The 12,044-nt window shown below is 59.0% G+C and carries 12 protein-coding genes and 1 pseudogene; 6 read left to right on the top strand and 7 right to left on the bottom strand.

Going from position 1 to position 12,044, the window contains the following annotated elements; all coding sequences use genetic code 11:
• Nucleotides 1–102: 102 nt before the first annotated feature.
• Both rpmA and rplU read right to left on the bottom strand, forming a co-directional pair.
• Nucleotides 103–360 carry a 50S ribosomal protein L27 gene (gene rpmA, locus HBO09_RS24710; protein WP_029292052.1) on the bottom strand — a complete coding sequence of 86 codons (258 nt, stop codon included), beginning with the start codon at nucleotides 358–360 and terminating at the stop codon, nucleotides 103–105.
• A 34-nt stretch (nucleotides 361–394) separates the two neighbouring features.
• Nucleotides 395–709 carry a 50S ribosomal protein L21 gene (gene rplU / locus HBO09_RS24705; protein ID WP_003176051.1) on the bottom strand — a complete coding sequence of 105 codons (315 nt, stop codon included), beginning with the start codon at nucleotides 707–709 and terminating at the stop codon, nucleotides 395–397.
• Between the two features lie 239 nt (nucleotides 710–948).
• Here rplU and HBO09_RS24700 point away from each other — a divergent pair, with 239 nt between their 5' ends.
• The 3 genes from HBO09_RS24700 (at nucleotide 949) to HBO09_RS24690 (ending at nucleotide 2,827) form a co-directional block, all read left to right on the top strand.
• Nucleotides 949–1,917, top strand: a complete 969-nt coding sequence (locus HBO09_RS24700) for a polyprenyl synthetase family protein (protein WP_032861875.1) — start codon at nucleotides 949–951, stop codon at nucleotides 1,915–1,917.
• 113 nt (nucleotides 1,918–2,030) lie between these two features.
• Nucleotides 2,031–2,372, top strand: coding sequence for a zinc ribbon domain-containing protein YjdM (locus HBO09_RS24695; RefSeq protein ID WP_169998554.1), 342 nt, complete (start codon nucleotides 2,031–2,033; stop codon nucleotides 2,370–2,372).
• Nucleotides 2,373–2,569: 197 nt separating this feature from the next.
• Nucleotides 2,570–2,827: a hypothetical protein gene (locus HBO09_RS24690; RefSeq protein WP_038443494.1), complete on the top strand. Its 258-nt coding sequence runs from the start codon at nucleotides 2,570–2,572 to the stop codon at nucleotides 2,825–2,827.
• A gap of 136 nt (nucleotides 2,828–2,963) precedes the next feature.
• Here HBO09_RS24690 and HBO09_RS24685 read toward each other — a convergent pair whose 3' ends face one another.
• Both HBO09_RS24685 and HBO09_RS24680 read right to left on the bottom strand, forming a co-directional pair.
• Complete coding sequence (locus HBO09_RS24685; RefSeq protein WP_169998552.1) at nucleotides 2,964–3,581, bottom strand: FKBP-type peptidyl-prolyl cis-trans isomerase; 618 nt, start codon at nucleotides 3,579–3,581, stop codon at nucleotides 2,964–2,966.
• Nucleotides 3,582–3,729: 148 nt separating this feature from the next.
• Nucleotides 3,730–4,218, bottom strand: a complete 489-nt coding sequence (locus HBO09_RS24680; RefSeq protein WP_029292073.1) for a TIGR00645 family protein — start codon at nucleotides 4,216–4,218, stop codon at nucleotides 3,730–3,732.
• 164 nt (nucleotides 4,219–4,382) lie between these two features.
• On the opposite strand from HBO09_RS24680, the gene HBO09_RS24675 reads away from it, so the two are divergent.
• A complete protein-coding gene (locus HBO09_RS24675) occupies nucleotides 4,383–6,203 on the top strand; it encodes a hypothetical protein (protein ID WP_169998550.1) in 1,821 nt (606 codons plus the stop codon).
• Between the two features lie 7 nt (nucleotides 6,204–6,210).
• Here HBO09_RS24675 and HBO09_RS24670 read toward each other — a convergent pair whose 3' ends face one another.
• A complete protein-coding gene (locus HBO09_RS24670) occupies nucleotides 6,211–6,531 on the bottom strand; it encodes a hypothetical protein (RefSeq protein WP_169998548.1) in 321 nt (106 codons plus the stop codon).
• 222 nt (nucleotides 6,532–6,753) lie between these two features.
• Nucleotides 6,754–9,192, bottom strand: coding sequence for an AAA family ATPase (locus HBO09_RS24665; protein ID WP_169998546.1), 2,439 nt, complete (start codon nucleotides 9,190–9,192; stop codon nucleotides 6,754–6,756).
• Between the two features lie 265 nt (nucleotides 9,193–9,457).
• Between HBO09_RS24665 and HBO09_RS24660 the strand changes: the two genes are divergently transcribed.
• Nucleotides 9,458–9,946 carry a DUF3015 domain-containing protein gene (locus HBO09_RS24660; protein WP_029292080.1) on the top strand — a complete coding sequence of 163 codons (489 nt, stop codon included), beginning with the start codon at nucleotides 9,458–9,460 and terminating at the stop codon, nucleotides 9,944–9,946.
• A 92-nt stretch (nucleotides 9,947–10,038) separates the two neighbouring features.
• Complete coding sequence (locus HBO09_RS24655) at nucleotides 10,039–11,892, top strand: DUF4105 domain-containing protein (RefSeq protein WP_169998544.1); 1,854 nt, start codon at nucleotides 10,039–10,041, stop codon at nucleotides 11,890–11,892.
• A 40-nt stretch (nucleotides 11,893–11,932) separates the two neighbouring features.
• On the opposite strand, the pseudogene HBO09_RS28690 reads toward HBO09_RS24655, so the two are convergent.
• A pseudogene (locus tag HBO09_RS28690) lies at nucleotides 11,933–12,044 on the bottom strand (IS110 family transposase); the annotation flags it as partial.

Here is a 12,044-nt window from a genome sequence, read left to right as displayed (position 1 = left end):
CAAATCCAGCGCCGGAGCCCATTACAAACAGCTTTGCAAGAGACTCACCCCACAAACGAAAAAGCCCCGTCGCAAGACAGGGCTTTTCCAGCGAGCTCGCAATTAAGCCGAGACAACGCTCACGTAACGGCGGTTGAACGCGCCTTTTACTTCAAACTTGATCACGCCTTCGATTTTCGCGAAGAGGGTGTGATCTTTACCCATGCCTACACCGTAACCGGCGTGGAATTGGGTGCCGCGCTGACGCACGATGATGTTGCCCGGAATGATTTTCTGGCCGCCATACATCTTAACGCCAAGGCGTTTGGCTTCTGAGTCGCGACCGTTACGGGTACTACCACCAGCTTTTTTGTGTGCCATGAGTCAATTCTCCTAGTGAGGAATTAGGCTGAAATTAAGCCTGAATACCGGTGATTTTGATCTCGGTGTACCACTGGCGGTGGCCCATACGCTTCATGTGGTGCTTACGACGACGGAACTTGATGATGCGGACTTTATCGTGACGACCTTGGGAGATCACTTCAGCCACAACGGTAGCGCCAGCAACAACTGGAGCGCCGATGTTCACGTCATCGCCATTGGCGACCAACAGAACGCGATCAAAAGTAACGGATTCGCCAGTAGCGATTTCCAGTTTTTCGATCTTCAGGTATTCACCTGGGGCGACCTTGTATTGCTTGCCACCAGTAACAATTACTGCGTACGACATGGTATTTCTCCGATAATCCTGCTCACCCAGCGCTTTATAAGAAGAGGTATTGGCTGGCATGGCTGCATGGGATGGACGTCCCGAATGCAATTGCGTAAGGCAGGTGCTGCCCAGGAAGTTCAGGGTGCGCGATTGTACGCAAGCTGGGGAAGGCTTGCAAGTAGCCGTCTATCGCGCCTTGACACCCGGGGGCGCGGGTCCTAGCATGCCGCGCAACCCTTCTGGAGCGACTGTCGCTGATGCAACCCCAAGCTTTCTACCGCGCGGTGGCGGACGATTTTAGCGCCGTCGACGGCATCATCAAGAAGCAGCTGACTTCTAAAGTGCCGCTGGTCTCCAAAATTGGCGACTATATTACTTCGGCCGGCGGTAAACGCCTGCGTCCTTTATTAGTGTTGCTGTGTGGCAAGGCCCTGGGCCGCGAAGGCGATGACCTGCGCCTGCTGGCCGCGACTATCGAATTCCTGCATACCGCCACCCTGCTGCACGACGACGTGGTCGACATGTCCGGCATGCGCCGTGGTCGCGAGACCGCCAACGCCATGTGGGGCAACGCGCCCAGCGTGTTGGTGGGCGACTTCCTGTATTCGCGCTCGTTCGAAATGATGGTTGAACTGGGCTCGATGCCGGTGATGAAAATCCTGTCCCAGGCCACGCGCATCATCGCTGAAGGCGAAGTGTTGCAACTGTCCAAGGTGCGTGACGCGAGCACCACCGAAGAAACCTATATGGAAGTGATTCGCGGCAAGACCGCGATGCTCTTCGAAGCCTCGACCCACAGTGCCGCCGCGCTGTGCGAGGCGACCGCCGAACAGGCCGAAGCCCTGCGCACCTTTGGTGATCACCTGGGCGTGGCCTTCCAACTGGTGGACGACCTGCTCGATTATCGCGGCGATGCTGAAACCCTGGGCAAGAACGTCGGTGACGACCTGGCCGAAGGCAAGCCGACCCTGCCGCTGATCTACACCATGCGCGAAGGCACCCCGGAACAGGCGGCACTGGTGCGCAAGGCGATCCAGAAAGGCGGCATCGAGGACCTGGAAAGCATCCGCGCAGCCGTGGAAGCCTCGGGCTCGCTCGACTACACCGCACAACTGGCCCGCGACTACGTAGCCCGCGCCATCAAATGCCTGGAAGCCCTTCCAGCCAGCGAATACCGGGACGCCCTGGTGGAGCTGAGTGAGTTTGCGGTCGCGCGTACTCACTGACGCCCTGTGGGAGCAGGCTTGCCTGCTCCCACATTTAGACCGCATCGCCCCCGCCCCAGCAAAACCCTATATAATGTGCGACTTTTAGCCATCCTGACTTTCAAGGAGCTTTAGTGAGCACGTTGCCACCCTGCCCAAAATGCAATTCCGAATACACCTACGAAGACGGCGCCCAGCTGATCTGCCCGGAATGCGCCCACGAGTGGTCCGTCGGTGGTGAAGCCGAAGCAGCCAACGATGAAACCGTGAAGAAAGACTCCGTTGGTAACGTTCTGCAAGACGGTGACACCATCACCGTGATCAAAGACCTCAAGGTCAAGGGCACCTCGCTGGTGGTCAAGGTCGGTACCAAGGTCAAGAACATCCGCCTGTGCGATGGCGACCACGATATCGATTGCAAGATCGACGGTATCGGCCCGATGAAGCTCAAGTCCGAGTTCGTCCGCAAGGTCTGACCTGCCTGCCCCATCCCGCGCCTGTCGCGGGATGGCGTCTCACCCTCCCCGCATCACCCCCCTCCAAGTAGCAAAAAGCCACCCATTTTGACCTTGCACAACGCCCACATAGAAAAACCAGAAAATTGCCAATAGGGACTTGCTATTCGACGAATAAGAATTATTCTCATTGAAACCCCTTCAAGGAGAGACGAACCATGACTTATTTGATTGATGCCTGGCTGGACCGTCCGCACCCTTACCTGCGGATCCTTCATAGGGAAACCGGCGAAGTGTGTGCGGTGCTGGAAGAAGAAGCGCTGAATGAACTGCAGGACCAGGGCGACCTGGACGTCAACGGCCTGAGTTCCAGTGAACCCGGGGTGCTGAAGGAGGTAGTGAGGAATCTGTTTCTGTTCTGCTATGCCCGAGCGTTGCGCCCAGTGACGGAGCTCAATGGCAAGTTTCACCCATGAGCAACGACGTAAAACACTGTAGGAGCGAGCTTGCTCGCGAAGGTATCAAAGGCACCGCGTTAGTCCAGAAACTATGCGTTATCGTTGACGCCCTTCGCGAGCAAGCTCGCTCCTACAGGTAATTCAGCAGCAGGTCTTACAGAACGTCGAGCAGCTCGACGTCGAATACCAGAACGCTGTGCGGCGGGATGCTGCCCACGCCTTGTGCGCCGTAAGCCAGCTCACTCGGCACGTACAGGCGCCATTTGCTACCGGCATTCATCAGTTGCAGGGCTTCGGTCCAGCCAGCGATCACGCCACCCACCGGGAATTCTGCCGGCTGGCCACGCTCGTAGGAGCTGTCGAACACAGTGCCGTCGATCAGGGTGCCATGGTAGTGGGTACGCACCTGGTCTTCACGGGTCGGCTTGGCGCCGTCACCGGCGGTCAGCACTTCAAACTGCAGGCCGGAAGCCAGGGTGGTGATACCTTCACGCTTGGCGTTTTCAGCCAGGAATGCCAGGCCAGCGCCTGCGGCTGCTTCAGCCTTGGCCGCTGCTTCGGCTTGCATGATGTCGCGGATCACTTTGAAGCTGGCAGCCATTTGCTCCTGGTCAACACGGCTTGGCTTACCGCCGAACGCGTCGGTCAGGCCGGCCAGGATAGCGTCCAGGCTGACGCCCGGTGGCGGGTTGTCGCGCAGTTGGTCGCCCAACTGACGGCCAATGCCGTAGCTGACGCGGGTTTCGTCGGTGGACAGATTGACTTCGGACATGGAAAGGCTCCGCTGTAGGACAACCGCAAAAAACCTGCAAAAGCGCAGCTTCTTGCGTGTGATCCAAACTAAAAGGGCGAGCAGACTAGCACACTCGCCCTACGCTTGATGAGCCCAAAATCCCGGGCCAAAAGGCGCCGGACCTGGATCAATGCTTGGTGACTTTATCCAGGTAACCCATGGCAAACGCCGAGATCACGAAGGTCATGTGAATGATCACGTACCACATCAGGTGCTGCGGATCGACATTCTTGGCATCCATGAAGATACGCAGCAGGTGGATCGAGGAAATCGCCACGATGGACGCCGCCACTTTCATCTTCAGCGACGAAGAGTCCATGGTGCCCAGCCAGTTGAGTTTTTCCTTGTTGTCGTCGATATCCAATTGCGAGACAAAATTCTCGTAGCCGGAAATCATCACCATCACCAGCAGACCACCCACCAGGGCCATGTCGATCAGCGACAGCAGCACCAGAATCAGTTCCGACTCGGCCATTGCAAAGACATTGGGCAGCAGATGGATCACTTCCTGGAAGAATTTCAGCGCCAACGCCAGCAGCCCGAGGGACAAGCCGAAATAGATCGGCGCCAGCAGCCAGCGGGAGGCGTACATTGCATTTTCGATAAAGCGTTCCATGGAATCTCACACAGCTTGGCTAGAAATGGCGGCGAGTATATCAGCCACGCACATCGCGCCATAACCACCCGGAAACTGACCTGTAGCGCTTCTGTAAGACAATTTTTCTGCTAGTGTCGGCCTCATTAAAGTGGCTCGATGCTGCCGGACAGGAATCTCAAATAATGGATGTGCGATCTCCCTTGGCCAGTCTTGGCCTGTGTGTAGCATTGCTGGCGGCCAGCGGCTGTTCCCCCAGCGACGAGCACAAGCAAGCCAGCCTTGAAGAAAAAACCGCTCAGTTCGAGCAATCCCTGGACGCCATCCAGGCCCCCCGCCTCAAGGAGGCCGTAGGCGAACTGGGTGGCTCGCTGCTGCTACTGGAGCGGGCACGCATCAAACTCGATGCCAAACCCGTCGAGACCGAGTACGGGGAAAACACCCTGGCCGCGCTTGCGCACTACCCGACGCCACAAGCACTGGTGGATACCTACATCAACGGGCTGTTCGTCCTGCGCAAGAACTCGCACTCGGACTACCTGACCGATCTACAACCAGTGTTCCCGTTCAGTTTCAATATGCCGGACCAATTCCCCTTCCCCCATGGCCTGGAATGGCAATCGGTGACCCTGAGCAACAACAAGATCATCCCATTCCAGCCGGAATGGTCGGAAACCGACCCTGGCATTCAACTGAGCCCCAGCAGCTCCAACCTGACCAACCCGGACGATCTGACCGTTACCTACCCCTTCATCGAAGGCATCGAGACGGACAACAAGAGCCAGCCACAACCCGTCACCCTCAAGGGCAAGGTCGAGGTGATTGCGCCGAGTAAAGTCCTTGCCTTCGACCTGACACGCCAAGACGTAGGCCGCAAACACACCCAGCAAAACATCACGCTTACCTTGCTGGCCCTGGAAAACAACTACGCCGAGATCGAACTGACCAACACCAGTCCCCTGGCGCCACAAGTGGCCGATGAGTCGCCCAACCCGCTGCTGGTCCAGGCCCGGGACAGCACCGGGCAGTTTCTTGCCCGTTCCGGCTCGATCAACGAAAGCGCCGCCCAGGTGGCGTTCTACGAGAAACAACTGGAGCAGATGCGCAAGCAGAAAACCTGGTCCGAGACCTTTGAAAAGCAACTGGAAGACGAGCGCAAAGCCTTTGAGCAACAACAATCCAGCCACTACGCCAAGGTCTACTTCAGCGGGGTGATCGATAACCTGCAAGTCAGTGTGCTGGATTTCTCCGACGCTACAGTCACCCAAAAGGACCTGGAACTCCCGATACGGCGCTTCGACAAGAACAGCCTGGAAAAAACCGTGCAGGGCTTGCCCATGCCGGTCACGGTGTATGACGATCAGGCTGCGCAGTGGGTTCAAAGCGCCAGCCTCTCCGATGAGCAACTGAAAAACAGCGTGACGATCAGCCAATCGGTGGACGACGCCAGTGCCGCCCACATCGCCTTTGACCATCCCTTCACGTTCAATGACGACCTGATCGGCGCGACCCGCACCAGCAGCGACGCCCCGCTGACGTTCTTTACCGCAAATGATCAAGGCAAGCGCGGCGAGCCCATCGAGTTACCCACCGAGGCCTTTGAAGTCGACCCATGGCGCGGCACCATCACCTACGACCTCAACCTATTCCCGGAAACCCCGGCATTTGCCGTGGGATCGATCCCGCTGTTCTTGGCCACCATCGAACAGAACACCATCAATACCGCACAACTGCCCAAAGGGCTGTCAATCAAGGACAACGCGCTGATTGTCGACCAGGCGCTCTTCCCCTCCGACAGCTGGCGGCTCTTTGCCAAGGACGCCAGCGGCAATTACCTGAAGGAAATCCTCGGTGTCAGCCACCGCGCCGCGGAATACGGCACGGCATTGTTTGATGTGCATTATTTTTATGGCCAACCGACCGAGCTTGAAACCTACCAGCGCACTGCGCTGAACACCGTGCAGTATGGCTTTGAGGTCAAGCTAGACAAGCCCGAGACCAAATAGACCGGCCCTACAGGTGAAGAGCCGGCAGCCGACCGCCATTGAGCTGGCGCAGGTGAGCCTGTAGGTGAAGGCACCATATCTGCGGGTCGTCGGCCAGCTCGTAGCCGTGCAGTGTCAGGCTTTGCACAATCGATTCAAGAATATTTTCCGCGACGAACGGCCCATGGAACGGCCCTTGGGATTTGATGGTCGAGGGCTGCTCGCCGGTCATTCCGGCGGCAAACAGCAACGTCCACAGTCCAGCATCCCCCGCAAGAGGACGAATGGAACATTCAATTCGGGTGACCAGGCCCAGGCACTGGCGGGTGAGGCAAAGGTTGCGCGGCATGGCGGCGACCCTCGGTAGATCCGGTGTTCAGCCTCCAGGTGCAAGGCTGTCTCTATCCCATGACTCCTGTAGATGTCCCTTGAGCTGAGAATAGAAGAAATCCGGTACAAACCAAGGTTGTAGGGACCAACGGCGGTCGGCCCCCAGAACCCAGCCAAAAATATGGCGCATAACACCTCTGTAGGAGCCGGCTTGCCAGCGCCTACAGAGGGTGAGACGGCATCAGGTTGGCTTGGCCTCCGCCAACGCCTGCTGCGCCAACTCCTTCTCCGCTTCCTTGAGGTCTTCCTCGCTGATCATCTCGGCGATCGCTCGCAGACGCTCAACCACGCGGGCGTTGACGCTGCCCTCGGGGAATTGCCCTTCGGCATCCGGCTCACCGGCAGGCTCGCCCACCAACAGGCTCAACGCCTCGTCGGCCTGGCGCACGGCATACACATGGAACTGCCCTGCCCGCACGGCCTGCAACACCTTCTCATCGAGCATCAACGTGGCGACGTTGGCCTGGGGAATGATCGCGCCCTGCTCGCCCGTCAAGCCACGGGCCTCGCACAGACGGAAGAAGCCTTCGATCTTCTCGTTGACCCCACCCACCGCCTGCACTTCGCCGAACTGGTTGATCGAGCCGGTGATGGCAAAGCACTGCTTGAGCGGTGTCTTCGACAACGCCGAAATCAACGTGCAGGCCTCGCCCAACGAGGCACTGTCGCCATCGACGTAACCGTAGGATTGCTCCAGGGCAATGCTCGCGGAAATCGCCAGGGGGAATTCCTGGGCATAACGGCTGCCCAGGTAACCGGTGAGGATCATCACACCTTTGGAGTGGATCGGTTGCCCAAGGTTGACCTCGCGCTCGATATCCACAATGCCGCTGCCGCCCGGGTATACCGTGGCGGAAATCCGCGCCGGCACACCGAACGCCGAATCACCGACCTCCAGCACCGTCAGCCCGTTGCACTTGCCCACTGCCGCACCGGCGGTGTCGATCAGGATCACCCCGGCGAGCATGTCGTCGAGGATCCGCGCCGAGACCCGCCCGGTACGCGTGGCCTTGGCCTTCAGCGCACGCTCGATATGCCCGGCGTCGGTACGCTCATCACCGGCCAGGTGACGGATGAAATCCGCTTCGCTGACCAGTTGGAACAGGTCGCCGATACGCGCCGACAAACGCCCCTGGTGCTCCGCCAGCCGTGCGCTGTAGGTCGCCAGTCGCGCCACGGCATCGGAGGTCAGCGGCGCCATGCCCTCTTCCGAGGTGCGGGTTTTCAGCAGTTGGGCGAATTGCTCCAGGCTCTCATCGACCATTGGGATATCTTCATCGAAATCCACCAGTACCCGGAACATCTCCTGGAAGTCCGGATCCAGGTCTTGCAGGGTGTAGTACAGCGAACGGGCGCCGATGATGATGACTTTGACCTGCAATGGAATCACTTGCGGGTTGAGGGTCACGGTGGCCAGGCGGCCTAGCTCGCCCAGCGGCGATTCCATCTTCAGCTTGCGTGATTGCAGGGCCCGCTTGAGCGCGTCCCAGACAAACGGCTCGCTGAGCATTTTCTCGGCTTCCAGGATCAGGAAGCCGCCGTTGGCGCGGTGTAGCGCCCCCGGGCGCAGTTGCCGATAGGTGGTATAGAGCGCGCCCTGGTCGGTGCTGTATTCGATTCGGCCAAACAGGTTGTCGTAGGTCGGGTGCGGCTCGAACACCACCGGTGCGCCGCCATTGAGCGGATGGCCCACTACCAGGCTCGGGCAGTACTGCTCTTCCAGCAGCTTGCGCGCCTGGGCATCGGTTTTTGCGTCATCCACCAACAACTCGACCACAGTCTTGAGCAGATAGACCTGCATCGCCTGCAGGTAGCCGCACACGCCGGCGTTCTCGGCGTACTTTTCAGACAACGGTGCCAGCAATGGCTGCAAGGCCAGGGTGATGGTTTCTTCGTTGAACTGGCGCATCTGGTTGTTGGACTCGCGCTTCCACTGCGGCAGGCTGGCGAGTTCTTCGTTGAGGCGTTCTTCGAGCTCGGAAATATCCGTGTGGAAGCGCTCACGGTCAGCTTCCGGCAGTTGCGAGAACTCGGCCTCGTCCAGGGCCTTGCCATCGAGCATCGGGGTAAAGGCGATGTTGCTGCTGTCACGGTACAGCGCCACGTCCTTTTCCAGGGCCAGGCGCTCGATCACATCCAGGGCACGGTCGTAGCGCTGGTTGAAGGCACGGTCGATGGCGCTTTTGCGCTGTTGATAAGTCGGGTGTTCGAACACTGCCGGGAAAGTGGCGACCAGATTGTCGATCAGGCCACTGATATCAGCGATGAACGGCGCCGCGCCGCCCGCAGGCAACTCCAGGGCACGGGGCTCGCGGGGCTCGTCGAAATTATTGACGTAGACCCAGTCTGCCGGGGTCTGCAGGCGCTTGCCTTCGGCCTTGAGATAGCGTTTGACGAACGAAAAGCGCCCGGTACCGGGCTCGCCCATGACAAACACGTTGTAACCGGGGCGTGGCATCGCCACACCGAACTGCAACGCTTCAACCGCGCGTTCCTGGCCAAGCACACCGCGAAAGGGCTCCAAGTCATTGGTGGTCGAGAAGCTGAACTGTTCAGCGGAGAAAGGACGAGTCAGCGCTTCGGGCGCTAGACGCAAGCTGGCAGCAACAGGATCAGGCATCGGGCTTCCTTACATCAGGCGGGGCAATGGCGGCATTCTGGCGCCGTGCGTAGCTGGCTGGCAAGGCACGACTGAGGTAAAGCATAGACACGGGATGCCGCGTGCAAAAAAACCGGTCTGCATGGATTGTTTTACAAAAAACCACGGAACCCTTGGAACATGCCTAAACTCCAAACTGCGCGGGTTGGACTAATAACTGGCCCCTAGGGCGCCATGAGGCGCCTGAACCCTTGTCCATTGGTTTGCACACTAAGAGAACAAAGCTATGAAACGGATCCTTCTCGGTACTCTCTTCACCGTTGTCTCCCTCAATGCAATGGCCGAAGCGCCAGGTGGCCCGAACTGCGGTTGGGGCAACATGCTGTTCGAAGGCCAGCGCGGCACGCCAGCCCACTTCCTGGCCTCCACCACCAACGGCACCTCCGGTAACGCCACCTTCGGCATGACCTCGGGCACCAACGGTTGCAGCACCAACAGCGCGCTGACTTACGGCGGCAAATCGTGGATTGCCATGAATGGCATGATGAACGAGCTGTCCGAAGACATGGCCAAAGGCAATGGCGAAGCACTGACCACCTATGCCGTGGTCCTGGGCGTTGCTCCAGAGGATCGTGATCACTTCGCCGCTGTGACTCACGAACACTTCCAGCAGATCTTCAGCAAGGCTGACGTAACCGCAGAAGACGTGCACTCCAACACCATCGCTGTTCTCAAAGGCGACGCCCGTCTGGCGAAATACGCCACCCAGGCTTAAGCTCGACCTGCCCGCGCCCTTATCCGGCGCGGGTTTTATTTTTTGGACCTGCCCGCTTTGGGTCTTTATTTATTCCGACTTAAGTTGCCCCTATGCTCAAACGACTTGCCTACCTGGCACTCTTCGCCTGCGCCCCGCTATCTGCGGCGCCGCATCTTGATGATCAACGTTTGCAGCAACTGGCCAATGATCCGTTCTGGCTTTCGCTGGGGCACTACGAAGCCGGCAAGCTAAAAGGCTGGCGCAGCTATGTCAGCGACCAGAAATTCTTCATTGCCAAAGACGGCGCCCATCACCCGGACGCCGAGCTCAAGGCCACCATCGATGCGCTTTACGCCCCAGCCAGCCTCGGCGAAAAACACGCCCAATGCGTGTACCCGGCGCGCACCCGCTGGCTCAAGGACCAGTTGCACCTGAGCGACCTGCCGGCCGTGGACTGCGCTGAGTTCAAGCAATGGTTCAAGGACGTAGCGCCCCATAGCGCGGTGATGATCTTCCCAGCGGCCTATCTCAACAGCCCGTCGTCGATGTTCGGCCATACCTTGCTGCGCATCGACCAGGCCGACGTACAAAGCAACAAGACTGCCCTGCTCAGCTACGCGATCAACTTCGGCGCCTACATTGAGGGCTCGGACAACAGCATCCTCTACGCCTGGAAAGGCCTGATGGGCGGTTATCCCGGCCTGTTTGCCCTGGTGCCCTACCAGGAAAAACTCTCGGAATACCGCAGCCTGGAGAACCGTGACCTGTGGGAATACCGCCTGAACCTGACCCAGGTCGAAACCGAGCGCATGGTCGAGCACGTGTGGGAGCTCAAGCAGATCCAGTTCGACTACTTCTTCTTCGACGAAAACTGCTCGTACCGTCTGCTGGAACTGCTGCAAGTGGCGCGCCCCGGCCTGCGCCTGACCGAACAGTTCCCGCTGACCGCCATCCCCACCGATACCGTAAAAGCGGTGAAGGACGCGGGCCTGGTGGAAAAAATCGATTACCGCCCATCCCGTGAGCGCGAGTTGCTCGAACGCGCCAAGCCCCTGGACGGCGACGAGCAACAATGGGTGCTGAAGATCAGCGATGACCAGAAACAACTGCAAGACCCCACGTTCAAAAGCCTGGGCAAAGACCGCCAGGCCCTGATCATCGACGCCGCCTACCGCCTGGGCCGCTACCGTGCCAACGGCCTGGAGCGCGACAGCGAACGCTCCCAGCGCAGTTTCGAGTTGCTGCGTGCAATCAACCAGAACCCGGCGCCCGACCTACAGATCGAGCGCCCAGGCCTGCCGGAGAACGGCCATGAATCGCGCACCTGGCAAGCGGGCATCGGCACCCGTGGCGACAAGGCCTTTGGCGAATACGGCCTGCGCATGGCGTACCACGACCTCAACGACAACGCCGAAGGCTTCCCACTGGGCGCGCAGATCGAAATCCTGCAGATGAAACTGCGCCAGTACGAAGGCAACAACTGGCAACTGCAGCAACTGGACCTGGCGACCATCCGCTCCCTGACCCCGCGTAATGAACTGCTGCAGCCGTTGTCCTGGCAAGTCACCGGCGGCCTTGAGCGAGTGCCGGGCAAACATGACGACGAAACCCTGGTCAGCCACGTCAATGGCGGTGCCGGCGGCACCTGGCAACTGCACGACGACATGCTCGGCTTCGCCCTCGGTACCGTGCGCGTGGAACATAACAACGACTTCAGCGAATTCATCTCCCCGGCGGCCGGCTTCAACACCGGGGTCTTGTGGAAAAACCCGCTGGGTAACCTCAGCCTGGAGGCCAAGGGCGACTTCTTCACCAATGGCGAAGTACGCCGTAGTATCAGCCTGAATCAGCAGTGGGAAGTGTCACGTAACCTCGGCGTACGCCTGAGCGCACAGCGCGAGTTCAGCCACATGGCCACACCGGTGAACGAAGTGATGCTGGAAGTGAAGTGGTATCACTACTGACCCAACTCCAAAACCCACTGAAATTCCAATGTGGGAGATTCTATGTTGCAGGTAAACCCTGCAACCTTAAGTTCGGTTGGTATTCGCTCTGGTTTTTCATCAGCGCGAATGCCACCCGGCAGAGCTTGCGGGCGAGGATTACCAGGGCTTGG

The sequence above is a fragment of the Pseudomonas sp. WS 5027 genome, from assembly GCF_012985695.1.
Taxonomy (GTDB): domain Bacteria; phylum Pseudomonadota; class Gammaproteobacteria; order Pseudomonadales; family Pseudomonadaceae; genus Aquipseudomonas; species Aquipseudomonas hygromyciniae.
Note: the sequence above shows the minus strand (reverse complement) of the source record. Positions and strands in the feature narration are given on the sequence as shown.